The following is a 25483-nucleotide window of genomic DNA, read 5'->3' on the forward strand; positions in this document are numbered from 1 at the left end:
GCTGAGGCGAGCGGGAGGCCCGGATGGGCCGCCCGCCCGGTCGTCCTGCGGCTCAGAACGTGCGCTTCTCGCGCACCTGCCCGTCGAAGCCGACGTGGAGTTCGCGCTCGCGCCCGTCGGCGCCACGGGCGGCCACATCGAGGTGGCGCGGTCCGCGCTTGATCACCCGGACGTCGGAATAGCCCGCCGCCTCGACCCTGGCGGTCAGGGCCGGCACGTCGATGGTGGGGCCGAGGCCGACCTTGTCCTTGGCCCAGTCGAGGCCGCCGGGACGCGGACCGCCCGCCGGCCCGAGGACCACGACACGCCCGTCCGCACGGGTGATGGTCGCCGCGCGCAAAAAACCCTTCTCGAAGCTGCCCTGGACGGTGACGGCCTCGCCCTTGGTCACCAGGGTGGCCCCCTCGCCCTCGCGGCCGGTCTCCACCAGCGCCCGGCCGGTGGCGTCCTGCAGAACGAACTTGTTGCCGTAGATCTCGGCGACCTCGCCCTTGACGGCGGTGGCGGCCGAGGAGGCCAGCGCCGAGACGGCGACGGGGGCCACCGGCGTCGGCGCCACCGCGGCGGGCTGGGCCAGGGACAGTCCGGCCGCACCCAGCGCCAGCGGGGCGGCGATGGCGCCGACCACGAGCGCCCGGCGGCGGGGGCGCTTGGCGGCGGGAACGGCGGCGGGAACGGCGGTAGGGGTCTGGGTGGTCTCGGTCTCGGTGGTCATGATGGCGATGTCCTTTCGGTGCGAAGTCCCTCTCGGGTCGACGCCGGTCTAGGACACGGCCTCCAACCCGGACTGAACCGGCCGGTTAAGCCCCGGTTCAACGAGCCGGGTTAAGCCGCCCGATCGCAAGGACCACGAGCCGCCATGAAAATCCTGCTGGTGGAGGACGATGCGCCCCTGGCCGCCGAGATCGAAAAGGCCCTGCGCGCCGAGAACTTCGCCCTCGACCGGGCGGGCAACGGCGAGGACGCCCAGCATCTGGGCGAGACCGAGCGCTACGACGCGGTGGTGCTCGACGTCGGCCTCCCGAAGCGCGACGGCATCGCGGTGCTCGGGGCCTGGCGCGCGGCCGGGCTGACGCTGCCCGTGCTGATCCTCACCGCCCGCGACGGCTGGAGCGACAAGGTCGCGGGCTTCAAGGCGGGCGCCGACGACTACCTCGTCAAGCCCTTCCGCATCGAGGAACTGGTGATCCGCCTGCGCGCCCTGGTGCGGCGGGCGAGCGCGGGGGGTGCGGCCCGGATCGCCTGCGGCCCCTTGAGCTTCGACGCCGGGCTCGGCACCTTCGAGCGCGACGGGCTGCCCTTGAAGCTCACCGGCCTCGAATGGCGGGTGCTGTCCTGCCTCATCCTGCGCAAGGACGGCGTGGTGCCCCGCGACCACCTCATCGAGAGCGTCTACGACGGCGATGCCGAGGTCGATTCGAACTCCGTCGAGGTCATCATCACCCGCCTGCGCCGCAAGATCGCCCCGGCCCGGATCGAAGGCGTGCGCGGCCACGGCTACCGCCTCCTGGACGGGGAGGGGGCGTGAGGTCGCCGGGCGCGACGCCGTCCTCTGGCAGGAAGGGGCCGCCCCACGTCCGTCTCGGCTCCCTGCGCCGGCGCCTGCTCACGGCCGCCCTCGTCCTCGTGGTGGCGGCCCTGGTGGTGGCGGGCATCGCCATCGGGCTGATCCTGCACGGGTTCGTGCGCGGCCAGCTCGACAGCCGCCTCGACAGCCAGATCGTCGCCATCGCGACGGGCCTCGAGGCCGGTCCGAACGGCCTCGCCACCGCCCCCGGCCTCGACGGGCCGCCCTTCGACCGGCGGCGGTCCGGCTGGTACTGGCAGGTCCGCCGGGACGGGACGGTGCTGCGCTCGGGCGCCCTCGAGGGACGGGACCTCGACGTCCCCGCCGGGCCGCGGCGTCCGCGCGACCACGACGGGCCGCATCCGGCCGACGGCGTCGATCCCTGGGGCCGCCCGGTGATCCTGCGCGTGCTGACCCTGCCGCCCGGGGCCGGGGCGGGGCCGACGGTGATCGCGGCCGCAGCGCCGGCCGCCGCCCTCAACGGCCCCTTGCGCGAGGCGCTGGGCGCGCTGGCCCTGACGCTCGGCGTCCTCGGCCTGTGCCTGATGGCCGGGGTGGTGGCGCAGGTTCAACTCGGGCTGCGCCCCCTGGAGCGCCTGCGCCGCGATCTCGCGCAGGTCCGGGAGGGGCGCCGCGCCCGCATCCCCGCGGCGCAGCCGGCCGAGATCAGGCCCCTGGTCGCCGAGGTCAACGCCCTCCTCGACCAGGGCGAGGCCAACCTGGAGCGCGCCCGCACCCATGTCGCCAACCTCGCCCACGGCCTCAAGACGCCCCTGGCGACCCTGTCGATGGCGCTGGCGAGCGAGGGCCGCGACACCGACGGCCGCCTCTCGGCCCTCGTCTCGGCCATGGACGGGCAGATCCGCCATCACCTGCGCCGTGCCCGCGCCGCGGCGCTGGGCGAGGCCGCCCGCACCCGCCTCGAGCTGGCCGGCCCCGTCGCCGACCTGCGCACCACCTTCGTGCGGCTCTACGCCGAGAAGGGCGTCGCCATCGCCCTCGACGTGCCGGCCGGGCTGGGGGTCGCCTGCGACGGCCAGGACCTCGACGAGATGCTCGGCAACCTCGTCGACAACGCCTGCCGCTGGTGCCGGACGCGCGTGCGCATCGCGGCCGCGGCCCGCGGGGCCGGCATCGTCATCGCGGTGGAGGACGACGGCCCGGGCCTCGACGCGCAGGCCGCGGCCGAGGCGCTGCGACGTGGCCGGCGCCTCGACGAAAGCCTGCCCGGCCACGGCTTCGGCCTGTCGATCACCACCGAACTCGCCGACCTCTACGGCGGCGGCCTCGCCCTCGGCCGCGCCGGCCTCGGAGGCCTGCGTGCGGAGCTGACCCTGCCGGCGTGAGGGCAGGGGTGCAGCCCATCGGCCACGGACACCCCACCGCACCCTCGTGTAGAGGGTGGCGGGTGATGCACCTGCGACCCTACCAGCGCGCCAGCCTCGATGCCCTCCACGCCTCCTGGGCCGCGGGCGAACGGGCCGGCCTCGTCGTCCTGCCCACGGGGGCGGGCAAGGCGCTCGTCATCGCCGCCCTGGTGCGCGAGGTCCTGGCCGCCGCGCCGGACCGGCGCATCGCCGTGGTCACCCACACCCGGGAACTGATCGCCCAGAACCATCGCGAACTCCTCGGCTACTGGCCGCAGGCGCCCGCCGGGATCTATTCGGCGGGCCTCGGCCGGCGCGAGGCCGGGGCGCAGGTGCTGTTCTGCGGCATCCAGTCGGTGGCCGGACGCACGGCCGAGATCGGCCCCGTGGACCTCGTGATCGTCGACGAGGCGCACCTGATCCCGCGCACCGCCGAGACCCGCTACGGGCGTTTCCTGGCCGACCTGCGCGAGGCCCGGCCCGACCTCAGGGTGGTGGGCCTCACCGCCACCCCCTACCGCCTCGACAGCGGCCGCCTCGACGAGGGCGAGGGCCGCCTGTTTTCGCGCATCGTCTTCGAGGCCAACGTCGGCGACCTGATCCACCAGGGCTACCTCGCGCCGCTGGTGTGCAAGGCCACCGCCACCACCCTCGACGTGGCGCATGTGCCCAAGCGCGGCGGCGACTACATCCCGAGCGCCCTGGAGGCGGCGGTCAACCAGGACTGGATCACCCGCGCGGCGGTGGAGGAGATGGTGACCCTGGGCCACGGCCGCCGCGCCTGGCTCGCCTTCTGCGCCGGGGTCGACCACGCCCGGGCGGTGCGCGACGCGATCCGGGCCGAGGGCGTCTCCTGCGAGACGATCTGCGGCGAGACCGGCAAACGCGAGCGCGACCGGATCGTGGCCGCCTTTCGCGACGGACGGCTGCGCTGCCTCACCTCGGTCGGCGTGCTCTCGACCGGGTTCAACGTGCCCCGCGTCGACCTCGTCGCGCTGCTGCGCCCGACCCAGAGCACCGGCCTCTACGTGCAGCAGGTCGGGCGCGCCCTGCGCCTGGCGCCGGGCAAGGAGAACGGCCTCGTCCTCGACTATGCCGGCCTGGTGCGGATGCACGGCCCGGTCGACATCGTCACCGCCCGCACCGCCGCCGCGATCAAGGGCCGCGAGACCGAGATCCGGGCCAAGGCCTGCCCGGGCTGCGGCGCGCTGATCGCGCTGAACGCCAGCACCTGCGAGGCCTGCTGGGTCGAGCCCGACGGCGAGGCCGGCGAGCCCTCGCACGGGGCCAGCGCCGAGGACGAGACCCCGATCCTCTCGATCGCCGCCGCCGACTGGCTGCGCGTCGAGGGCTGGAGCCTCGCCAGCCGGGCCGACCGGGACGGGAGCGACAGCCTCGCGGTGACCCTGCACCTCGCCGGCGGCGATCGCACGGTGCTGCGCGTGCGCCTCGAACACCGCGGCCACCCCCGCGAGAAGGCGGTGGCGTGGTGGCGCGGGTTCGGCGGCGGCGCCGCGCCGATGACGGTGGCCGAGGCCCTCGACCGGCAGGGCGACCTCGTGCGCCCCCTGGCGATCCGGGTGGTGGCCAACGGCCGCCTGTCCCAGAGCGTCCACTATCGCATGCCGGGCGGGCGGGTGTACGCCGAGACCGGCCGGCTGGCGGACGCGATGGCCTGAACGGTGCGCGCGCTGGGGCGTTGCCGACCGGTTGCAGGCGTTCGGGAGACGATCAGGTGACGCGATCGAGGTCGGCGAAATGGCGGCGGGCGGCAGGCCGGCTGCTCGCCCTGGCGGCACGCCCGGTGCGATCGGCCCAAGGCCGCCACGGCACGGTGCTCGAAGCCTATCGCGGCTACGGCTCGCGCGACGAGATCTTCCTGATCGGCCGGGTGTTCCGCCAGTCGCGGCCGGAGGACGACCGGGACGACGGCGAGATCCGGCGGGCCCTGCGCGACATCGGCCGGCGCATCCGGCGGCGCAAGGTCGTGGGCGCCCCCGTGGTCGCCCGGTTCGCGGGTGCCGAGCAGCGCGTCGTCACGGACCGCGACGGCTACTTCCGCATCGCCCTGCGCCCCCTCGCGCCGCCCCCGCAGGACGCCTCCTGGCACCCGGTCGCCCTGCACGTCGACATGGAGCCGCCGGTGCGCGGGGAGGGGCAGGTGTTCATCCCCACCGAGCGCTGCCGGTTCCTGCTCATCAGCGATGTCGACGACACGGTGATGTACACGGGCGTCGCCAACAAGCTCACCATGCTCTGGCGCCTGTTCGTGGCGGATGCGCAGAGCCGGGTCGCGTTTCCCGGCGTCGCGGCGTTCTACCGGGCGCTGCACGTCGGCGACACCGGCGACCAGGGCAACCCGATGCTCTACGTCTCGCGGGCGCCCTGGGGCATCTACGACATGCTGAGCACCTTCTTCGAGATGCACCGCATCCCGGCCGGGCCGGTGCTGTTCCTGCGCGAATGGGGCCTGTCGTGGACGCGGCCGCTGCCGCGCAAGGCCGAGGACCACAAGCGGGCGCTCATCACCCGCATGCTCGCCCTCTACGAGGACCTGCCGGTGGTGCTCATCGGCGACAGCGGCCAGCACGACCCGGAGGTCTACGCGGGCATCGTCGAGGCGCATCCCGGACGGGTGAAGGCGGTCTACATCCGCAGCGTCTCGCGCAGCAGCGGCCGGATCGAGGACATCGAGCGCCTGGCGGCGGCGGTGACGGCGGCCGGCAGCAGCCTGGTGCTGGCCGCCGACAGCATCGCCATGGCAGAGCACGCCGCCGGCCTCGGCCTGATCCACCCCGACGCCGTGGCGACGATCGCCACCGAGCACGGCATCGAACCGGCCGGGACCACGCGGGTGGTGGCCTCCGAGGAGGTCCGCGCCGCGCTGGCCGACGACCCGGCGACCCCGCCGCGCATCATCGTCGAATAGGCCCGATCGACGCCTCTCAAGCGCTCCGCGGTATCCTACGGACGGCCAGGGCGAGCAGGGCCGCCAGGATGAGGCCCTGGACCCGCCGCGGGATCCGGCGCGATCCCCGGCCGCCCTCGCTCGCGGCCGGCCTGGCGCGCACCTCGCCGAGGCGCGCCCGGGCGGCGGCGGCGATGGCGGCGAGGTCGGGTTCGGGCCGGCGCTCGAAGAGGTCGACGATGGCCGAGAGACCGCCGGGCGTCGCCGTCGCGACGGCCTGGGCGAGGTGCGGGATCGCCTCGGCCCGGGCGCCGTCCTCCACCAGCATCAGGCCGAGGTTGAGCGCGCCCCAGCCGTCCCCGCCTTCGGCGGCGCGGCGGTAGAGGGCGCGGGCCGCCATCCGGTCACGGTCCGTGCCCCAGCCCTCCTCGTGGCAGCGCCCGAGCATCCCCATGGCCTTGGCATGGCCGAGATCGGCGGCGGCCGTGAAACTGGCGACGGCCTCGCCGTGGTTCCGGCCGACGCCGGTTCCGTAGAGCAGCAGGCAGCCGACGTTGTAATGCGCCCAGTCGAGCCCGGCCGCGGCCGCCTTACGGTAATGCAGCAGGGCGATCGCCTGATCGACCGGCACGCCCCAGCCGAGTTCGTGGCAGCGCCCGACCATGTTGCGGGCCTCGACGCTCCCGATCGCGGCCGCCTTCACGAACCAGGCGTGGGCCGCGGCCGGGTCGCGCACCACCAGCGTCCCGTCGAGGTGCATCTGGCCGAACACCAGCTGCGCCGCCTTGAAGCCGTTGGCGGCGGCCAGGGCGATCCACGCCACCGCCTCGTCGGGGCGGGCGGCGAGGATGCGGCGCCACTCGGCCTCGGTCTTTTGATGCAGGTCCCACAGGCCGACCACCGGCCCGGCCCGGTCACGACCCCGGGAAAGACGTATCATAATGCCTGTCTCGGCTCCCACGAGCCAACAATCTGGAACGCTTCCAGAGTAAAACTCGTCATCGTCGATGAATAGTTTCGCGCCCGCGGCGAAGCAAGATCGGTTTTTTCCAGTTTGTATCGGTTCAAAAGTAATTTATAACGATTTTAGTCTGTTGTGGTTCTGCAACTCGTCGGGAACGATTGTGTTTCTGTCTTGAAAGACAGCATCACAAATGCTTCAAGCGCCCTGGCGAGTACGTCAGGAGTTCGATCGATGAGCGAGTCGTTGTCAGTGCGGGACTGGACCGGGGCAGGTTCCCTCGGCATCGGCCTGGCGGCGACGCTGGGCGCCTTCCTGCCGTTCGAGGCCGAGGCCCAGGAGGGTGCCGCCGAACTGCCGCAGCTCAGCGTCGAGGGCTGGGGCGGGGGGCAGCCCAACACCCTCAACGAGGGAACCGGCCTGTCGCGCCTGCCCGGCCGCATCCAGGACACGCCCCAGGCGATCAGCGTCGTGCCCGGCGAGGTCATCCGCCAGCAGAACGCCACCACCCTGGAGCAGGCCCTGCGCAACGTGCCGGGCATCACGGTCTCGGCCGGGGAGGGCAACGGCGGCCTGAACGGCGACCAGTTCCGCATCCGCGGCTTCCAGGCCAAGAACGACATCTATCTCGACGGCCTGCGCGACTTCGGTGTCTACGCCCGCGACAGCTTCAACATCGGCGACGTCCAGGTCATCAAGGGGCCGTCATCCGAGACCTTCGGCCTCGGCACCGCGGGCGGGGCGATCAACACGATCTCGAAGCGCGCGCTGCTCACCGACTTCACGGCGATCGACGGCACCGGCGGCAGCGGCCCGACCGGGCGGGGCACCTTCGACGTCAACCGCCAGATCGACGCGACCACGGCGATCCGCCTCAACGGCATGATCCACCGCCAGGACATCCAGGACCGCAACAACGTCTCGTCCGACCGGGCGGGGCTCGCCGCCTCGCTCGGCTTCGGCATCGGCACCGACACCACCTGGTACCTGAACTACCTCTACCAGCACTCCGAGCGCACGCCCGACTACGGCGTGCCCACCGCGCGCCGGCCCGGCGACCGCTTCGCCCGGCCGCTCACGGAATACGGCCTGCCGCGCGCCACCTCCTACGTGCGCGCCACCGACCGCGACGACGCCAACGTCCACCTCGCCACCTCGCTGATGAAGTGGCAGGTGGCGCCCTGGCTGACCGTGACCAACGACTCGCGGCTGTCGTTCTACGACCGCAACTTCTCGACCACGGCGGCGACCTGCACGCTCGGCTGCATCACCGGGTTCTTTTCGGGCGGCAACCCCTTCGTCACCTACAGCGCCGGCGGCGGCCAGACCTTCGAGCAATCGGCCTGGGGCGCCCAGAACGTCACCACCGCGATCATGAAGTTCCACACCGGCTTCCTGCGCCACGAGGTCGTGGCCGGCCTCGATTTCTTCTACCAGAACGACGACCGGGTGAACTTCGCCGTCAGCGGCGCGCGCCGGGACCAGAGGGTCCGCACCCCCTCCTTCGCCCAGGAGGGCTACGCGCTCACCCGCAACTACGGCAACCGCCGCCTCGGCGACGGCGCCAACGCCGCCTTCTTCGTCAGCGACCGGGTCTGGCTCAACGAGCAGTTCTCGATCCTGGCGGGCGTGCGCCTCGACCGGTTCCTCAGCCGCTACGACGCCACCGCCACGACCGGCCCGCAGATCGGCCAGTTCCTGCCGCGACAGACCTCGGACACCAACGCCGCCAGCCCCAAGGTCAGCGGCATCTGGCAGCCGACGCCCAACCAGACCTACTACGTCTCCTACGCCAAGGGCTTCTCGCCCCAGGGCCAGTTCGTGGCCAATTCCACCGGCATCGAGGTGCCGACCGCCAACCAGCTCTCGCCCGAGGAGAGCGACCTCTACGAGATCGGCGCCAAGGTCGGCCTGTTCGACGGGCGCCTGGGCGTCGCCGGCGCCCTGTTCCGGGTCGACAAGAGCAACAGCTTCGACGTCGACCCCGTCACCGGCGGCCTCATCCTCGGGCCGCTGGATGCCGGCGAGCGCCGCCGCGTCCAGGGCTTCGAGGCCTCGATCACCGGCCGCCTCACCGACGAATGGAACATCCTGGCCGGCTACACCTACCTCGACGGCAAGGTCCAGTCGGGCGTCAGCATCGGCAACAAGGCCCCCTTCGTGCCCGAGAACTCGGCCTCGCTGTGGACCACCTACGACCTCACCGCCCCCATGCGCACCCTGTGGGACCTGCCCGGCAAGGTCACGATCGGCGGCGGCATCACGGTGGACGACGGCTACTTCCCGGCCAGCGACAACATCACCCGCATCCCCGGCAGCTTCTCCCTGGACGCGCTCCTCTCCTACGAGACGCCCACCTACCGGCTGGCGGTCAACGCCTACAACCTCACCGACGAACTCAACTACGGCTCGGCCTTCTCCACCCGCGCCGTGCCGCTCTCGGGCCGCACCGTGCTGGTGAGCCTCGGCACCCGCTTCTGAAACCGCGATCGCCTTCCCTCCCCGCGCGGACTTCTCTCCCAGCGGGAAGAGAAGGCGTTCCATCGCCAGCCCGCCACGGGATCCCGAACCCTTGCTCGTCCACGTCACATCCGTCCTCACCCCCGACGAAGTCGCCCATTGCCGGGCACGCCTCGACGCCAGCGACTGGGTCGACGGGCGCGTCACCGCGGGCGCCCAGGCCGCGCGCGCCAAGCACAACCTGCAGATCCCCGAGGATGCGCCGGTGGCGCGCGAACTCGGGGACCTGATCCTGCGCGCCCTCGGGCGCAGCCCCCTGTTCAACGCCGCCGCCCTGCCGCTGCGGGTGCTGCCGCCCCTGTTCAACCGCTACGACACCGGCATGGGCTTTCGCGCCCATGTGGACGGGGCGATCCGGGCGGTGCCCGGCGCGGGCATCCGGATGCGGGCGGACATCTCGACGACGCTGTTCCTCACCGACCCGGGCGACTACGACGGCGGCGAACTCGTGATCGAGGACACCTTCGGCTCGCACGCGGTCAAGCTGCCGGCGGGCGACATGATCGTCTATCCCGCCACCTCCCTGCACCGGGTCGAGCCGATCACCCGCGGCGCGCGCTGGTCGTCGTTCTTCTGGTCGCAGTCGATGGTCAAGGACGACGGCGCCCGCGCCCTGCTCTACGACCTCGACCGCGGCATCACCGGCGTGCGCGCCGCCCTCACCGACGACGACCCGTCGGTGATCGCGCTCACGGGCAGCTACCACAACCTCCTGCGGCGCTGGGCCGAGCTGTGAGCGACAGCCTCGCCCTGCGGGAGGCCGCCGCGGCGCCGCGGCGCGCCAAGGCGCGCCGGGCGTTCTGGCTGAAGCAGCTCTACGCCTGGCACTGGATCAGCTCGGCCCTCTGCCTCGTGGGCATGCTGCTGTTCGCGCTCACCGGCATCACCCTCAACCATGCCGGGCGGTTCGAATCGAAGCCCGTGGTGGACGCGCGCGAGGCGAGCCTGCCGCCGGACCTGCGGGCCCTGCTGGCGACGCTGCCGGCCACCGGCCGGGCGGCCCTGCCGGGCGCGGTGAGCGACTGGCTCGCGGCGAGCCTCGGCGTCGCGGCCGGCGCCCGCGAGGCCGAGCTGACCCGCGACGAGGTGCTCCTGTCGCTGCCGCGCCCGGGCGGCGACGCCTTCGTCAGCCTCGGGCGGCGCGACGGCGCGGTGCTGCACGAGCGCACGAGCCGGGGCTGGGTCTCCTACCTCAACGACCTCCACAAGGGCCGCAACGCCGGCCTCGCCTGGAGCCTGTTCCTCGACGTGTTCTCCGGGGCCTGCCTCGTGTTCTGCCTGACCGGGCTGGTGCTGCTGCAGTTCCATTCCGCCCGCCGCCCGGCCACCTGGCCGGTGGTGGGCCTGGGCCTGCTCGCCCCCGTGCTCCTCGCCCTCCTGTTCATCCACGCCTGAAAGGCGCGCCCCATGCGCACGGCCGTCACCGCCGCGTTCTCGACCCTCATCGCCGCGCCGGCCCTCGCCGGAGAGGTGGTCCTGAGCGTGCAGATCCCCCGCCTCGACGTCTCGGAATACCACCGGCCGTACCTCGCCGCCTGGATCGAGGGCGCCGACGGCCGGGCGCTGGCCAACCTCGCGGTCTGGTACGACGTGCGCAAGCGCGAGGGGGAGGGCGGCGCCAAGTGGCTCAAGGACATGCGGCAATGGTGGCGCCGCATCGGCCGCGAGACCGAGATGCCGCTGGACGGGGTCAGCGGCGCCACCCGCCCGGCCGGCACCCACGCCCTGCGCTTCGACGCCGCCGCCGCCCCCTTCGCCGCCCTGACGCCGGGGACCTACGAGATCGTGGTCGAGGCCGCCCGCGAGGTCGGCGGCCGCGAGGTGGTGCGCCTGCCCCTCGCATGGCCGCCGGCCGCGGCCGAAGCGTCCGTTCGCGGCAAGGACGAGCTCGGCGCCGTCTCCCTCACCGTCACACCGTAAGGACCGATCCCATGCGCGCCCTGTCCCTCGCCGCCGTCCTGAGCCTCGCCCTCGTCCTCCCGGCCTCAGCCCACCGGGTCTGGATGCTGCCCTCCTCGACGGTGCTCTCGGGGGGCGACGCCTGGGTCACCTTCGACGCCGCGGTGTCCAACGACCTGTTCGTGTTCGAACACGTGCCGATGCGCCTCGAGGGCCTGGCCGTCACCGGCCCGGAGGGCACCGCGCTCGCCCACGAGAACGCCGCCACGGGCAAGTTCCGCAGCACCTTCGACATCCACCTGACGAAACCCGGCAGCTACCGGGCGGCCATCGTCAACGACGGCGTCACCGCGAGCTACAAGCTGGACGGCGCCCAGAAGCGCTGGCGCGGCAAGGCCGAGGCCCTGAAGCAGGCCCTTCCCGCCGGGGCGCAGGACGTGAAGGTGACGCGGGTGGTGCAGCGCACCGAGACCTTCGTGACGCTGGGCAAGCCCGACGCCACCGCCTTCGCCCCGGCCGGTAAGGGCCTGGAATTGCGCTTCGACACCCATCCCAACAACCTCACCGCCGGCGAGACCGCCCGCTTCACGGTGCTCCTCGACGGGGCGCCGGCCCCGGGGATCGCCGTGGAGGTGGTGCGCGGCGGCAGCCGCTACCGCGACAAGTCGGAGGAACAGAAACTCACCTCCGGCCCTGACGGCGTCGTCTCCGTCACCTGGGCGCAGGCCGGCCAGTACTGGTTCGGCGCCGAGGCGCAGGACGACAAGTCCGGCATCGAAGGCGCCCGGCGGCGGTCCGTCTACGCCGCGACCTTCGAGGTGCTGCCGCAATAGGAACCTGGGAATCGCCGCCCGTGACGCGGACGCCCTCGCCCCGTCACGGTCGAAGGCCACCGACATACCAAAGCGACCGATGCGCCGCCTGCTGATCCCCGAAATCCTCGCGCCGATCGGCCCGGATGCGTTCCCCGCAGGGCCGGTGGAGCGGGTCGGCGGCCGCATCATGGGCACGACCTGGTCGGTGAGCGTGGTGACGCGCCGCCCCGGCGAGGGCGCGGCGGTGAGGGACGCGGTCGTGGTCGAACTCGCCCGGCTCGTGGCGCAGCTGAGCCATTGGGAGCCGGAATCCGCCCTCTGCCACTTCAACCGGGCGCCCGCCGGCAGCCGGCACGTGCTGCCCGACGACCTGTTCCGGGTGCTGGAGGCCGCCTGCGCCGTGGCACGGGCGAGCCGGGGCGCCCACGACCCGACCCTGGGCGCCCTCGTCGACCTCTGGGGTTTCGGACCGCCGGGTCCCGTCGCGCAGCCGCCGGACGAGGCCGTCATCGCGGCCGCGCGCGCCCGCTGCGGCTGGCGCCGTCTCGCCCTGGATGGGGAGAACCGCAGCGCGCTTCAGCCCGGCGGACTCCGGCTCGACCTCTCCGGCAGCGCCAAGGGCCACGCCGTCGACGCGATCTCGGACCTGCTCGCGGCCCGGGGCTTCGCCCACCACCTCGTGGAGATCGGCGGCGAGTTGCGCGGGCGCGGGCTCAAGCCCGACCGGCAACCCTGGTGGGTGGCCCTGGAAGCGCCGGCCGGCACGACCGAGACCGTCGCCGCCCTGCACGACCTCGCCATCGCCACCTCGGGCGACCACCGGCGCGCCCGCGACCTCGGCGGGCGCCGGATCGGCCATACCCTCGACGGGCGCACCGGCCGGCCCATCGAGACGGGCCTGACGGCCGCCACGGTGCTGCATGCCTCCTGCCTCATGGCCGACGCCTGGGCGACCGCCGTGATGGTGCTGGGCCCCGAACACGGCAGGGCCCTGGCCGAGGCGCAGGGCCTCGCCTGCCTCACCGCGAGCGGCGCCGGCTGGGACTGGATCAGCCCCGCCGCCCGCCGCATGCTGGCCTGAACCGCCGGCTCAGGTCGCCGCGAGCCGGCCGGTGGCTGCAAACACCCCCAGGCGGGCGGCCCGGTCGTTCGCCGGGACGGGGATGGCCGTGGGGATCGTGCGGCGGCCGATCAGGACTCGGAGTCCGGCCGGCGCAGCAGGTAGGTGTCCATGATCCAGCCGTGGCGGGCCCGCGCCTCGGCGCGCACCCGTGCGATGGTGTCGGCGACCTCGCCCAGGCGCCCCGAGACCAGGATCTCGTCCGGCGAGCCGAGGTAGGCGCCCCAGTGGATCTCGAGGTCGGGATCGAGGGCGGACAGCGCCGGATTGCCGTCGAGCATCACCGCCACCGATTCGTCGCCCTGCGGCAGCCCCCGGCTCAGCCGCCGCCCCGTCGTGATCCGCACCGGCGCGCCGATGCGGTTGAGCGGGATGCGGTGCCCGGCGCAGAGCGCCTGCACGCTGGTGATGCCGGGGATCACCCGGAACCCGAAGGCGATGCGCCCGCGCGCCACGATCCGGTCGATGATCCGGATCGTGCTGTCGTAGAGCGAGGGATCACCCCAGACGAGGATGGCGCCGCACTGGTCCTCCCCGAGTTCGCGGGCGAACATCGTCTCGTAGAGCGCGGCGCGGGCGGCATGCCAGGCCTCGACGGTGGCGCCGTAGTCGGCCGGGTTGCGGTCGCGCTCGGGGTCAGACGCCTCGACGATGCGGTAGGGTCGCCCGGTGATGTAGCGCGCGCAGATCTCCCGGCGCAGGCGCACGAGGGCGTCCTTGTCGCCGCCCTTGTCGAGGACGAACACCACGTCGACGGTGTTGAGCGCCCGCACCGCCTCGACCGTGAGGTGCTCCGGGTTGCCGGTGCCGATGCCGATGACGAGGATCCGTCTCATGCGCAGGTCCCATTCGACTGCAAAGGTCGCGACTGCAAAGGTCGCGACGGCAACGGTCGCCGCCCCTGGTCGGCCGGCGCGGCAAGGCTATCTGGAGCGGTTCCAGACATCCGCTGTGGAAGCCGGCCCGGTCGTGGCCGGTCCTCTGCACGCCCATCATGGGTCTGTCCATCATGAGCATACCGATCACGCTGACCGTGAACGGCGTCCGCCGCGAGATCGTCCTCGAGGACGCGCGGGTGACGCTGCTCGACCTGTTGCGCGAGCGCCTCGACCTCACCGGCGCCAAGAAGGGCTGCGACCGCGGCCAGTGCGGCGCCTGCACCATCCTGGTGGACGGGACGCGCATCAACGCCTGCCTGGCGCTAGCCGTGAGCCACGACGGCGCCAGCCTTCTCACCATCGAGGGGTTGGCGCAGGGCGACGTGCTGCACCCGGTCCAGGCCGCCTTCCTCGACAACGACGGCTTCCAGTGCGGCTTCTGCACCCCGGGCCAGATCCTGAGCGCGGTGGCGCTGATCGGCGAGGGCGGGCTCGCGGAGGAGGGCGGGCCGGCGGACCCCGAGCGGGTGCGCGAGGGCATGAGCGGCAACCTCTGCCGCTGCGGCGCCTACGCCGGCATCACCCAGGCGGTGCTGCAGGCCCACGCGGCCATGACCCATGCAGCGATGCACGCACCGGACGTGCTGCCCGGCGGCAACCTGACGGAGGACGCGGCGTGAAGAGCTTCGATTACGTCCGCGCGGGCTCCCTCGCCGAGGCGGTGGCGGCCGCCTCCACCCCGGGCAGCGCGTATCTCGCCGGCGGCACCAACCTCGTCGACCTGATGAAGGGCGGGCTGACGCGGCCTGACCGCCTCGTCGACCTCACCCGCCTGCCCGGCCTCGACCGGATCGAGACCCTGCCGGACGGGTCCACCCGCATCGGGGCCATGGTCCGCAACGGCGCGCTCACCCGCGACGCCGGCTTTGCCGGGCGCTATCCGGCGGTGGTCGAGGCCCTGCTGTCGGGGGCCTCGGCGCAGCTGCGCAACGCGGCCACCACGGCCGGCAACATCCTGCAGCGCACCCGCTGCGGCTATTTCTACGACCCCGCCAGCGCCTGCAACAAGCGTTCGCCGGGGGCGGGCTGCGAGGCGCGGGGCGGCATCACCCGCACCCATGCGGTGCTGGGCTGGAGCGAGCACTGCATCGCCACCCACCCCTCCGACTTCTGCGTTCCGCTGGCCGCCCTCGACGCGGTGGTGGAGATCGAGGGGCCGACAGGCCGCCGCGAGGTGCCCTTCGACGTCTTCCACCTCCTGCCCGGCGACACGCCCGAGCGCGAGACCGCGCTTCGCGCGGGCGAGGTGGTCACCGCGATCCGGCTGCCGCCCGAGGCCGCCGGCTTCGCAGGCCATTCGCGCTACCTCAAGGTCCGCGAGCGCACCTCCTACGCCTTCGCCGTGGTCTCGGCGGCGGTGGGCCTGCGCCTGGAGGGCGGCACGATCGCGGACGGCCGCATCGCCCTGGGCAGCGTCGCCCTCAGGCCCTGGCGCGCCCGGGAGGCCGAGGCCCTGCTGGCCGGCCGCGCACCGAGCCCCGAGGTGTTCGCCGAGGCGGCGCGGGCGGCGCTGGCCGGGGCCACGCCCTCGGGCGACAACGCCTTCAAGATCGAACTCGCCCGGCGCATCGTCGTGCGCGCGCTCACCCTCGCGGCGGCCGGAACGCCGGGGCGCATGCCCGCGCTTCCTGCAAGTCCTTTCGCCGCAAGTCCCTTCGCCACCAGCCCCACCGCCGGAGCGTCCCACCATGCCTGAGCGCCAGCGCCACGGTTCCTCCATCGGCCTGCCGCTCACCCGGCGCGACGGCCCCGACAAGGTGACGGGGGCGGCCCGCTACAGCGCCGACATCCGGCCCGACGGGCTCGTCCATGCGGTGATGGCCACGAGCACCATCGCCAAGGGCCGCGTCACCCACCTCGACCTGGCGGCGGCCGAGGCCCACCCCGGCGTGATCGCGGTGATGACGCCCGACAACGCGCCGCCGCTGGCCAAGTCGCCGGACGAGAAGGACAATCCCTTCGCCTTCCGCCTCAACCTGCTGCAGGACCACACGGTCCGCTACGCCGGCCAGCCGATCGCGGTGGTGGTCGCCACGACCCTGGAGGCGGCCACCGAAGGTGCCGCCCTGCTCAGCCCCCGCTACGAGAGCGAGGCCCCGACGATCGGGCTGGGGGAGGGCGGAATCTTCACCCCCGACAGCGTCGGGGCCGGCTCGCCGACCTCGGACGGGACGGGCGACATGGAGGCCGGTCTGGCCGCGGCGGACGCCCGCGTCACCGCCACCTACGAGACGGCCGGGCAGTACCACAATCCCCTCGAGCCCCATTGCAGCGTGGCGCAGTGGGACGGCGATCGGCTCACCCTCCACACCCCGAGCCAGGCGCTCTGGATCGCCAAGGCCCGGCTCGCCGGCTTCTTCGGCATCCCGCCGGAGAACATCCGCGTCGTCTGCCATTATCTCGGCGGCGGCTTCGGCTCGAAGGGCTTTCTCAGCCCGCCGCAGATCCTCGGGATCATGGCGGCGAAGCTGACGGGCAGGCCGGTCAAGCTCGTGACCCGGCGCGAGCAGATGTTCGGCCCCGTCGGCCACCGCTCGCCGACCCGGCAGACGCTCACCCTGGGGGCCACCCGCGACGGCGCCCTGACGGCGCTGGGCCACCACACCCTGAGCCAGACCAGCGCCTACGACGACTTCTTCGAGGCCTCGGGGCTCGTGGCGCGCCATCTCTACGCCTCGCCGGCGATCTCGACGACGCACGAGGGCTCGCGCGCCGACATCGGCACCCCGATCTTCATGCGCGCGCCCGGCGAGGCCTCGGGCAGCGTCGCGGTGGAGAGCGCGCTGGACGAACTGGCGCTGGCCCTCGACATCGATCCCCTCGACCTGCGCCTGAAGAACTACGCCGAGGTCGAGCCCATCACCGGGCGCCCGTTCTCCTCGAAGGCCCTGCGCGGGTGCTACGCGCAAGGGGCCGAGCGCTTCGGCTGGGACCGCCGCCCGCGGGCGCCGCGGGCGATGCGCGACACCGACGGGCTCCTGGTCGGCTGGGGCATGGGCACCGCGACCTATCCCGCCGGCATGATGCAGGGCGAGGCCCGCGCCACGATCCGGGCCGACGGCACCGCGCTGATCGAGACCGCGGCCCAGGACATGGGGCAGGGGGCCTGGACGGTGCTCGCCCAGATCGCCGCCGACGGCCTCGGCCTGTCCCTCGACCGGGTCACCCTGCGCATCGGCGATTCGGACCTGCCCAACGGCGGCCTGGCCGGCGGCTCCACCGGCACCGCCACCTCGGGCACCGCGGTCCACGCCGCGGCGCAGGCCGTGATCGCGCAACTCGCCGATCTCGCCACCACGGACCCGGCCTCGCCGCTCTACGGGGCCGGCAATGCCGGCGTGACCGCGAGCGAGGGCCGCCTCGCCCGCCGCGACGACCCGGCCCGCTCCGAGCGTTTCGGCGACATCCTGGCGCGCGCCGGAAAACCGTCCGTGGCGGCCAAGGGCCAGGGTGCGGGCGAGCCCGCCTCGCGAAAGACCTATGCGATGCATGCGCATGGGGCGGTCTATGCCGAGGTGAAGGTCGACCCCGACCTCGGGCAGGTGCGGGTGACGCGGCTGGTGGGGGCCTTCGCGGCCGGCCGCATCGTCAACCCGCGCCTCGTGCGCAGCCAGTACGAGGGCGGCATGATCTGGGGCCTCTCCCTCGCGCTGCACGAGCACGCCGCCCACGACCGGCGCTCGGGCCGGATCGTGAACGCCAACCTCGCCGACTACCACGTGCCGGTGAGCGCCGACCTGCCGTCGATCGAGACGATCCTGGTGGAGGAGCACGATCCGCACGTGAACCCGCTCGGCATCAAGGGCGTGGGCGAGCTCGGCATCACCGGCACAGCCGGCGCCATCGCCAACGCGGTCTGGCACGCCACCGGGGTGCGGGTGCGCGAGATCCCGATCACGCTGGACAAGCTGCTGACCTGACCCGTAACCTTGCGGTTGACCCTGCGCGAAAGGTGCCCTAATGGGGCGTCTCTCGCGGCTCGGCCGGGAGAACGTCAGGCCACGGTGCGTTTCCAAGGGTGTCCACATCCAGGATCGCCGGGCGTGATGGGGGATAGTTTAACGGTAGAACAGTGGACTCTGACTCCTCTAGTCGAGGTTCGAATCCTCGTCCCCCAGCCACTGATTTAACTACGCTTTTTCCACTTCAGTCCAAGAACAGCTAGGCCCGGTCGGGCACTTGGTCGGGAAAAGCTGTTCTCATTTCGAGCTTCCTGATGGCCGCGATGGCGAGTGCCGGATCGCGGTTCAGGTAGTGAGCATCCAGGATCGACCGCACGTCGTTCAGCGAGTGTCCGGTCAGCGTCGCGATCTCAGCCTCAGAACATCCAGCGAGCGCCAAGCGGCTCACCGCCGTTCCGCGCAGATCGTGGAAGGTCAGGCCGGAGATGCCACACGCCTTGCAGGCCTTCCCCCACGAAGAACGGAAACCGTCGCTGGTCCACGGCCGATGTTCCGAGTTGAGCAGGATCACCGGGCTGCGGCGTGGGACGACATCCAGGGCCAGCTTGAGCAAGCTGCTGACCGGGATCACGACACGGGCGCCGGTCTTTCCCTGCTTCAGACGGATCGTCTTCCCGTCATAGGCGCTCCAGGGAAGCCTCAGGAGGTCGCCTTGGCGCTGACCGGTCCAGAGGGCCAGGATTAGCGGCAGATGCAGGTGAGCAGGCGCTGAGGCGAGGAACGCGGCCTCGTCGGCATCGGTCCAGACCTTGTCCGTCCGCGTCGCGCGATAGAGCCGGCCGCCCTTCTCGCAGGGATTCACCAGGATCAGCCCGCGGTCGAGCGCCCAGGACAGGATCCGCGCAAGAACGCTCCAGGCGTAGTCCGCTTGCCGGCGCGAGCGGAGGGCGAGACGATCGCGCCAGGCCATGAACTCGCCACGCGTCCGCCGATCGGTGAGGGCGCCCAGGGGGAAGTCCCCAAACTCGGCCTCGATCGCCTTGATGTGCCGGATGTAGTCCTTGCGGGTGATGTCGCTCCGAGACCGGAAGGCGTCGCTCGCCTGATAGCCCTGAGTGATCGAGGATCACGCCCTGCGCCGGCTGTGCTTTCGCACTCACGGCGGCGTTGTAGCTCGTCATGAACTCCGGGGTGCCCGGCAGGCCTTCGATGCGTGGCCCGCCCTTCCAAGCGTACCAATAGGTACGCTTGGTGCCGTCAGCGAGCGCCTTCGTCTTGGAGTTGAGACCCTTCAGCCTAACCCGCATGGCGCTTCGCCTTCCATCCATCGAGCAAAGCTGCCGGCTCGGAACGGGCCTCCTCGCCGGAGTAGAGAACGATCCTGCTACCCTCAATCTCGACCCGGCCGACCTTGAGGCCGGCTGCTTGCGCGCCCTTCACGGCGCGAGAGATGGCAGCTTGAGTGATGGTCTGGCGACGCGCCAAGTCTCAGCCCTCCTGCGAGGCGATGAAGAGCTCGTCGACACGCCGGAAGAGGCCGGACATGTCGACGAAGTTGAAGGTGGGCGGGCAGGCGAGGCTTTCGGACAGCTTGGCCAAATCGGGCTCGTCCGTGAGAATCGCCCGGGTATAGTCACCGGCCGGAAAGACCAGCCATTTCCGAAGCGTACCCCGATACACGCCAGGCGCTGCCGCCGAGACGACGAAGGTGCGGGCGAAGGCGACGGCCTCAGAAGCCGACAAGCCAGCAGCAACGAAGGACGCGATCAGGGCCAGCTCGACCGTGTTCTTGTACGAGTAGTCGCGATGCTGGCCGTAGCTGACGATGGCGAGATCGGACGTGAATGTGAGGCGCTTCTGCCAGTTTCCGACATCGGCGCGTCGCACGCCCAGCGATTCCATTTCAGATAGCCGCATGACTTGACCCCCGGTAATCATTGACTACCGTAAAGCGCTTGCGCCGGTTGTCAATGACTACCGGCGCTTCTGGTGTGGCTCCTGACCTGCAACCTGACCGTTATGAGCGGTCTGGATGAGGAGAGGGCGGCATGCGATCAACGCCCCTCCAGATCGCGGTCACCGCCGTACGCCCATAGGCGCTGCGATGGTCCGCTGAGCGGAGATGCAAGGGAGGGGTCGGCATCGGCGTCCGCCTCGAAGTCAGCATCCCCATCGACGGCGTCGAGGATCGCGACGATCTGATCAACGACATCAAGGGCGAGATCGGCGAGGCGCTGGAACTCCTCCCGCGGGATAGTCGTCGCCTGGAGCCGGCGAGAAGCTGGGAAGCGTACGATGTTGCTCATGGCTAAGCGGCCTCCGGTGAGAGGACCGACAGAGCGTCGAGCCGCAGGGGCATCAACTCGGTTGCGCCGAAAGCCATACGTTCGACCCCTGTCCAAGCGCACAGGGCAGCAGCAATCGAGAGGAGACACCGCTCTGCTCTCGCTTTGGCATTCTCCTGGACGTCCTCAGTGAAACCGTCCTTGATCGAACCCAAGGCATCGTAGGCGACGCAAAGCTGGGCGAGCACGCCGCCTGCCGAGCCCGCCCGGCCATAGCTGATGGCCTGCTCAAGCGCCGCCTGCCGCTCCTCCAGCACCTTCATCCGCAATCGGATGTCGACGCCCTTGTCTTCAGCCGGCAGCGCATCGAGAGCCCAGTACTCCTCGTGCGCCTCCGCCAGGCGTTTCCCGATGCGCGAGACCCCGCACGCTGGGGCCAATGCCGCGCTTTCAGTCGGTTGCTCAACGTGACGGGTGCGACCTGCTGCAGCTCGCGACGTGCGCGCCCGATGACGGAGATCGGTGGCCGGCTGAGAGGCCTTCACCTTGGATGTTGACGTCATGACAGCCCCCTCAGCCGAGCTGCACGAAGCCGTAGGCGAACACGCCCCCGGCGATGATGAGGACGGCCGAAACGAGGTCTCCAGCGAAGTCGAGAAAGCGTGGGGCCCGGACGTGGGCCGTGTCGGGCCGCGCGGGGGTGATGATAGGGCCGTGCTCTGCCTCAGCCTCGTCGGGCTCTAGAAGCGGCATTGGACGGGAGTAAACCGCTGCGAAAGGCGAGCGGGAGCGTTCACCGGCGCGAGCCGATGCTATAGGTTTGTGGATAGCCATGATGCGTCGTCCCTCGACGTGAGTGGTCAGGGCCGTTCAAGAGCACCACCTCTTGTTCGGCCCGGCAGTTTCTGACATTATCAACCCCTGAGAGGTTGTCAATGTCGGAAACCAGAAAAGGTAAGGGGGGGCGTCCCAGAGTGGACGCCACACCCGTGACCGTCCGCATCCCGCCGGATCAGCTAGCACCCCTTGACGCCTGGATCGCCGACCAGCCCGATCCAAAGCCCTCACGTCCGGAGGCAATCCGCCACGCCCTTACGGACTGGCTCAGTGAACGCGGCTACATCAAGAACAGCGTAGATCCGGAGCAACCATGAAGCGAAAAAAGCCCCTGTTGCTCCGCATCTTACCGTGGGGCCTTTCAATTGACTGATCCTGTTCTTTACTCGACCAACCCGTATTTCGCAGTAGACGTCGCACGCCGATACCGTAAAGGAGTATTTTACGCTTGGGTAAGTGACGTTTTCTCGTCTAATCAGCAATCCGGTCATGCACCAAGCAGCGGAGTAGCTGCAAGCTCGGATCCTATGACAATATATCATCAACTTTTTAAGGCGGTAGACACTGAAGACGTTCATGATGCTAAAATAAAATCATATAAGAAGACTTTTTCTAGGCTTGCCGATAGTTGGTATGATCAAGAAATAATAAAAAAAGAAGATAGGGACGAAATAAAGGGGCAATGCAAGCTTCAGACTTTCAAAATGTGGCGTCCATTGTTATTTGTAATACCTCGGGCTTCCATAGACGAAAGCGGCCGCCTCAAACTGGTTCCGCCAAACAAAAGGGCTGGTTCAGGACGTGAGTATATTATATCAGATCTTCAGCCGAACGAGTTAAACATCATCGAACTACCAAAGCTTAGCTGAAGGAGGTCACAGTGTTCATTCCTGAACTTGATTCTCTTGACCGCAAGCGAGCTGCGGGAATTCTAGCCAGAATGGTTTTGGATCTTGAAAGCGGAGGCTTGAATCCAGCTAGCGTAGCACAGGACAACGTAGAAGTTGCTCTTCGAAGCACAATTCTTGAGCGCGTTAAAATCTATGCTTCGAATGTGGGCCAATATGATAAAGATACGCCAGAGTTAAATGATCGCGTTGTTGAGTTGCTTGACAAAGAAGTAGACCTTAGGGCGGAGCCTTTTGATGAAAGTGAGATTATAAATCGTCTTTCTAGAGAAGGCGAGTTGCCAAATGACGTACTTAAAGTATTTTCATCCGAATCCACTAGCATGCCACCTGAAAACGAGCTGGACGATCGAGTACTAATAAATAGCGTTATCAAAAACCCAGATTTTTCTGAGCCTCTAGTTGTTTATAACGGGGAAATAATCCCGGGGGCGTGCTCGTATGCCAAGTATTTCAACTTTGGATCTGATTCTGACCAATTCTTATTGGTTGTTTGCGGCCTAAGAATTGGTGAAAACTTTTATGCGCAATACTCGTTGCGCATATATTCAGCGGACGTAAATCTACATGCTGTATTAAGCCCAAGCACTGCTCTCGCTCGTTGGGCGGCCATCTATGGTAATGAGTTTTCAATCGAAGGATGGAAAGGAAAATTCCTTCGATGCCTTCAAGTGAATCCAATTGATGCAAGCAAATATATAACCTTAAAGTTCAATCAAAAACTTATTAGACTCCCCAAAAATAAAGGTGTTATAATGACAGCAACTTATAAACCTTCTGTGAAAAATATCGATGGCATCATGCTTATCTGCGGAGATGAATTTGAGGAATTCGTTTTATTTGGGATAGCAATCGACACCAATAGATACATCTATGACACAAAAAAACATATTAAAAGAGAAAAGCTTGTATTCAATCAGCCGGCCGCGAGATTGGCAAGTAAGTTTATTAGCTAATTTATAATTTACTGTACATACCGCGGATTAATAAATTGTTAATGCTGAGATAAGATCAGTGCCATTGGAGTTTACATCTTCCGGCATAAGATAGCGCTCTAAACTAACTCAGCGCGGCTACTCTTGTCGCTGCTGGCGGACTGGGGGACGTGCCCAAGCCAGAGCATGGCTCGCCCACCTCAGGCTCAGGTGAGTAACTGAGCAGCAGCGTCATCTTCGAAGGGTTGATCCCGTCTCCTATGCCGCGGGATCATGTTCCATATCAGAGTAGTTGTTTGGGGACACTGGAACGCGGAGCCCTGTCATGGCCCAGACCCGTCATTCACATCCTGATCCAATCGAGGAAGGCGCACAGGCGCGCATCCACGGCCGCCCGAAGGATGCCTGCCCTTATCCTCGTGACAGTGAGGAACGCGAATCCTGGATGGAGGGCTATGACGGCACGCCCCGAGATGATGCGGCTGATCCGGCCCAGAGATGACAAGGGCGTCGCATGCGTAGGTGGTTGGCACTGATCGTTCTGGGTTCGCTCGGGATGGCTCTTCAGAACGGAAATGCTTCGGCGCGAGGTATGGGAGCCAGCCCGCCTGCCGGACTTGCTCCAGCCACGGCGCCGGGATGTACACAGGGTATTGCCGGGCCACGGAACGCTGCCGACGCGGTCCGGAGCGGGCAAGCCTACGCCGTTCGGCCCGGTGTCGGCGTTATCCGTGTCTACCGACCGGTATCGAATGCGAACCGTCCAGTACGCAGTCCCTATCGCTGAGTAGGGGCCGGTTCCATCGAACTCCGGTCACGTAAGGCATCCCGAAAGGCCGACGACATGGCGACCTCGTTCAAGGGCATCTACCTGTGCCTGCCCAAGCAGCCCCAGCCAACGCACGTGCGCGCGGAGGATGGGGAGCAGGGGCAGCTAACGCTATCGCGAGAGGACTACGTGGCTCGTGGCGGCCAGCCGCCTTGGCAGAGCCTGCCGTGGGAGGGCGAGGAAGCACTTGCGTCTGACACTGAGGGCAAGGACATTCCTGACACCAGCATGTGAGGGTGTGAGCCATGTCGATCCCGGACCGCGAATTGAAGACCTCGCCTCTTGGCGGCGCGATCACCCGCGACGGCCAGACGGTGACGGTTCACATCTACAGGTTCGCCGGCACTGAGGATGAATGGACCTTGGAGGTCGTGGGCGTTGATCGCAGTCACATCGTCTCGGACGAAACATTCGAGAGTGATTTGGACGCATATGAGGCCTTCGAGCATGCCGTCGCCAAGGACGGCATCGGGTCATTCAACGAAGATGCGCCGGCAGGGCAATGACCGCCCAGGAGATGGCTGGAGTCAGCTCCCCATAATACATACGGAATGCGCGTTCGAAGCACCAAGTAAGGTTAGGTGCCCTTGAGATCGAAAAAGTCTATTACTAATCTTCCCATTCTTCGTCGAGCGCTGCCGGCGGTAGCGGAGGCTGGCCATAGAACGTTTGTCTGTAGAGATGAACGTTAACTCGTGAAGCAACATTCTTCTGGGGAGTATCGATTCCTAGAGCCTGATTTATCGTCGTGTTCGTAATCATCTCCTCACCCCAAATGCCAAGCGAGCCGTTCCATTGGGGAGAGGCAACTATAGCTAATGCTGCATCACGAAAATTCCAATTCTCGTCTTTGTTTCTCGCAATAAGCCATGAATTCTCAGCCGGGTAGTCAATCCGATCGAGTGGACGACTGGCAAAACCTGATTCCGCCCTGGGCCTAGTGCTTCCCCAGTCCCCGTAGATAATACGCTGCCTATTGGTCGATCTAGCTACCTGATCCACGAGCGTCCGGTTATTGAAATTTACTATTGAGGGGGTTCTCCCACCAAATTCAGTGAACATGTTGGGAATAGATGTGCAGGAAATGACGACTGGTATCGTAGCGTCGATACTTGTTAGGCTTGCAGAAATTACTCCAGCGAACCAAGCAGAGAGACTTAGAGGATCGGATACCCATCCACCCTCAAGTATGATCCCGAAGTCTGCGGATCCTGATGATGCTAGAGCGCGAACGATATCGGGAAAATTACTTGGGAAACGTTCGCGGTATATCCGAGCGCAATATGGCCTACCCAAAGCCTGGAACGCCTCAATCTGGCGTCGAATTTCGATTTCTGACAGATTTCTTGTTTGCAGACACGGAAGCACGGCATCATGCTCCCGCACAAAATCTACCCAATTTGAGAAGGATCCGGTGCTGTCCTTCAATCTTTCGAGCTGCAGCTGTGGCTCGCTTTCTTGATTGGTAATTTGATAATCGCGGTCGATATCTAAAATAAAAGGTCTATTTGGGAACGCCCTGTCAATACGGACCAGCGTGCGCTCCAAAGTCGATGAATTTGCCCATGGCGCCAAAAGGAAGCATGGAGTCATGCGATCTTTTGCAGCGCCGGGCAAAAACTCAAGCCCATTCATCTCACTTGGTCGGACGGCCAACGTCGGAACATAGGACTTGTTCTCTAGCGCCATCTC

26 protein-coding genes and 1 tRNA gene are annotated in these 25483 nt (G+C 68.4%); 18 read left to right on the plus strand and 9 right to left on the minus strand.

Annotation, left to right across the window (positions count from 1 at the left end; translation table 11 throughout):
• Positions 1 to 52: 52 nt before the first annotated feature.
• Positions 53 to 715, minus strand: a complete 663-nt coding sequence (locus ASG40_RS06295; protein ID WP_055882568.1) for a hypothetical protein — start codon at positions 713 to 715, stop codon at positions 53 to 55.
• A gap of 144 nt (positions 716 to 859) precedes the next feature.
• Here ASG40_RS06295 and ASG40_RS06300 point away from each other — a divergent pair, with 144 nt between their 5' ends.
• From ASG40_RS06300 to ASG40_RS06315, 4 genes are all read left to right on the plus strand, one after another.
• A complete protein-coding gene (locus ASG40_RS06300) occupies positions 860 to 1528 on the plus strand; it encodes a response regulator (protein WP_055882570.1) in 669 nt (222 codons plus the stop codon).
• Positions 1525 to 2913, plus strand: a complete 1389-nt coding sequence (locus tag ASG40_RS06305) for a sensor histidine kinase (RefSeq protein ID WP_082523929.1) — start codon at positions 1525 to 1527, stop codon at positions 2911 to 2913. Before ASG40_RS06300 ends, ASG40_RS06305 begins: the two co-directional genes overlap by 4 nt.
• 62 nt (positions 2914 to 2975) lie before the next feature.
• Entirely contained in the window at positions 2976 to 4613 is a 1638-nt protein-coding gene (locus ASG40_RS06310; protein WP_055882572.1) for a DEAD/DEAH box helicase, read from the plus strand.
• 56 nt (positions 4614 to 4669) lie between these two features.
• Complete coding sequence (locus ASG40_RS06315) at positions 4670 to 5863, plus strand: App1 family protein (protein WP_055882576.1); 1194 nt, start codon at positions 4670 to 4672, stop codon at positions 5861 to 5863.
• Between the two features lie 16 nt (positions 5864 to 5879).
• On the opposite strand, the gene ASG40_RS06320 is transcribed toward ASG40_RS06315, so the two are convergent.
• Positions 5880 to 6782: a tetratricopeptide repeat protein gene (locus tag ASG40_RS06320; protein WP_082523930.1), complete on the minus strand. Its 903-nt coding sequence runs from the start codon at positions 6780 to 6782 to the stop codon at positions 5880 to 5882.
• 255 nt (positions 6783 to 7037) lie between these two features.
• On the opposite strand from ASG40_RS06320, the gene ASG40_RS06325 reads away from it, so the two are divergent.
• The 6 genes from ASG40_RS06325 (at position 7038) to ASG40_RS06350 (ending at position 13118) form a co-directional block, all read left to right on the plus strand.
• Positions 7038 to 9284, plus strand: coding sequence for a TonB-dependent receptor (locus tag ASG40_RS06325; protein WP_156387590.1), 2247 nt, complete (start codon positions 7038 to 7040; stop codon positions 9282 to 9284).
• Between the two features lie 91 nt (positions 9285 to 9375).
• Complete coding sequence (locus ASG40_RS06330) at positions 9376 to 10059, plus strand: Fe2+-dependent dioxygenase (protein ID WP_055882585.1); 684 nt, start codon at positions 9376 to 9378, stop codon at positions 10057 to 10059.
• A complete protein-coding gene (locus tag ASG40_RS06335) occupies positions 10056 to 10718 on the plus strand; it encodes a PepSY-associated TM helix domain-containing protein (protein WP_200938238.1) in 663 nt (220 codons plus the stop codon). Before ASG40_RS06330 ends, ASG40_RS06335 begins: the two co-directional genes overlap by 4 nt.
• A gap of 12 nt (positions 10719 to 10730) precedes the next feature.
• Positions 10731 to 11243: a DUF2271 domain-containing protein gene (locus ASG40_RS06340; RefSeq protein ID WP_055882588.1), complete on the plus strand. Its 513-nt coding sequence runs from the start codon at positions 10731 to 10733 to the stop codon at positions 11241 to 11243.
• 11 nt (positions 11244 to 11254) lie between these two features.
• Positions 11255 to 12055: a DUF4198 domain-containing protein gene (locus ASG40_RS06345; protein ID WP_055882592.1), complete on the plus strand. Its 801-nt coding sequence runs from the start codon at positions 11255 to 11257 to the stop codon at positions 12053 to 12055.
• 79 nt (positions 12056 to 12134) lie between these two features.
• Positions 12135 to 13118, plus strand: coding sequence for an FAD:protein FMN transferase (locus ASG40_RS06350; protein WP_055882594.1), 984 nt, complete (start codon positions 12135 to 12137; stop codon positions 13116 to 13118).
• A gap of 110 nt (positions 13119 to 13228) precedes the next feature.
• On the opposite strand, the gene cobF is transcribed toward ASG40_RS06350, so the two are convergent.
• The gene (gene cobF, locus ASG40_RS06355) at positions 13229 to 13993 is read right to left on the minus strand and encodes a precorrin-6A synthase (deacetylating) (protein ID WP_055882599.1); all 765 of its coding nucleotides are present in this window, start codon (positions 13991 to 13993) and stop codon (positions 13229 to 13231) included.
• Positions 13994 to 14166: 173 nt separating this feature from the next.
• Between cobF and ASG40_RS06360 the strand changes: the two genes are divergently transcribed.
• The 4 genes from ASG40_RS06360 to ASG40_RS06375 all read left to right on the plus strand — a co-directional run bounded on the left by ASG40_RS06360 (position 14167) and on the right by ASG40_RS06375 (position 18216).
• Positions 14167 to 14715, plus strand: a complete 549-nt coding sequence (locus ASG40_RS06360) for a (2Fe-2S)-binding protein (protein WP_055882695.1) — start codon at positions 14167 to 14169, stop codon at positions 14713 to 14715.
• The gene (locus ASG40_RS06365; RefSeq protein WP_055882603.1) at positions 14712 to 15791 is read left to right on the plus strand and encodes an FAD binding domain-containing protein; all 1080 of its coding nucleotides are present in this window, start codon (positions 14712 to 14714) and stop codon (positions 15789 to 15791) included. Before ASG40_RS06360 ends, ASG40_RS06365 begins: the two co-directional genes overlap by 4 nt.
• The gene (locus ASG40_RS06370) at positions 15784 to 18015 is read left to right on the plus strand and encodes a xanthine dehydrogenase family protein molybdopterin-binding subunit (RefSeq protein ID WP_055882608.1); all 2232 of its coding nucleotides are present in this window, start codon (positions 15784 to 15786) and stop codon (positions 18013 to 18015) included. Before ASG40_RS06365 ends, ASG40_RS06370 begins: the two co-directional genes overlap by 8 nt.
• Positions 18016 to 18142: 127 nt before the next feature.
• Positions 18143 to 18216, plus strand: a tRNA-Gln gene (locus ASG40_RS06375).
• 40 nt (positions 18217 to 18256) lie between these two features.
• Here the strand turns inward: ASG40_RS06375 and ASG40_RS06380 are convergent.
• The 5 genes from ASG40_RS06380 to ASG40_RS06395 all read right to left on the minus strand — a co-directional run bounded on the left by ASG40_RS06380 (position 18257) and on the right by ASG40_RS06395 (position 20845).
• A complete protein-coding gene (locus ASG40_RS06380) occupies positions 18257 to 18967 on the minus strand; it encodes a tyrosine-type recombinase/integrase (protein WP_244480545.1) in 711 nt (236 codons plus the stop codon).
• Between the two features lie 326 nt (positions 18968 to 19293).
• Positions 19294 to 19482: a hypothetical protein gene (locus ASG40_RS20305; RefSeq protein ID WP_082523931.1), complete on the minus strand. Its 189-nt coding sequence runs from the start codon at positions 19480 to 19482 to the stop codon at positions 19294 to 19296.
• Between the two features lie 3 nt (positions 19483 to 19485).
• On the minus strand, positions 19486 to 19899 hold the full coding sequence (locus ASG40_RS06385) for a hypothetical protein (protein ID WP_055882610.1): 414 nt from the start codon (positions 19897 to 19899) through the stop codon (positions 19486 to 19488).
• A 152-nt stretch (positions 19900 to 20051) separates the two neighbouring features.
• Entirely contained in the window at positions 20052 to 20303 is a 252-nt protein-coding gene (locus ASG40_RS06390; protein ID WP_055882614.1) for a hypothetical protein, read from the minus strand.
• 2 nt (positions 20304 to 20305) lie between these two features.
• Positions 20306 to 20845 carry a hypothetical protein gene (locus ASG40_RS06395; protein ID WP_156387591.1) on the minus strand — a complete coding sequence of 180 codons (540 nt, stop codon included), beginning with the start codon at positions 20843 to 20845 and terminating at the stop codon, positions 20306 to 20308.
• A 1154-nt stretch (positions 20846 to 21999) separates the two neighbouring features.
• Here ASG40_RS06395 and ASG40_RS21055 point away from each other — a divergent pair.
• The 4 genes from ASG40_RS21055 to ASG40_RS06410 all read left to right on the plus strand — a co-directional run bounded on the left by ASG40_RS21055 (position 22000) and on the right by ASG40_RS06410 (position 24297).
• Positions 22000 to 22983: a hypothetical protein gene (locus ASG40_RS21055; protein WP_156387592.1), complete on the plus strand. Its 984-nt coding sequence runs from the start codon at positions 22000 to 22002 to the stop codon at positions 22981 to 22983.
• Between the two features lie 304 nt (positions 22984 to 23287).
• The gene (rmf, locus tag ASG40_RS21060) at positions 23288 to 23464 is read left to right on the plus strand and encodes a ribosome modulation factor (protein ID WP_156387593.1); all 177 of its coding nucleotides are present in this window, start codon (positions 23288 to 23290) and stop codon (positions 23462 to 23464) included.
• A gap of 342 nt (positions 23465 to 23806) precedes the next feature.
• Positions 23807 to 24025, plus strand: a complete 219-nt coding sequence (locus tag ASG40_RS06405; protein WP_055882626.1) for a hypothetical protein — start codon at positions 23807 to 23809, stop codon at positions 24023 to 24025.
• Between the two features lie 11 nt (positions 24026 to 24036).
• Positions 24037 to 24297 (plus strand): hypothetical protein, encoded by a 261-nt coding sequence (locus tag ASG40_RS06410; RefSeq protein WP_055882628.1) that lies wholly within the window; start codon positions 24037 to 24039, stop codon positions 24295 to 24297.
• 103 nt (positions 24298 to 24400) lie between these two features.
• Here ASG40_RS06410 and ASG40_RS20310 read toward each other — a convergent pair whose 3' ends face one another.
• Positions 24401 to 25480, minus strand: coding sequence for a beta family protein (locus ASG40_RS20310; protein ID WP_082523932.1), 1080 nt, complete (start codon positions 25478 to 25480; stop codon positions 24401 to 24403).
• Positions 25481 to 25483: the final 3 nt, after the last annotated feature.

The organism is Methylobacterium sp. Leaf399, assembly GCF_001424525.1.
Classification (GTDB): Bacteria; Pseudomonadota; Alphaproteobacteria; order Rhizobiales; family Beijerinckiaceae; genus Methylobacterium.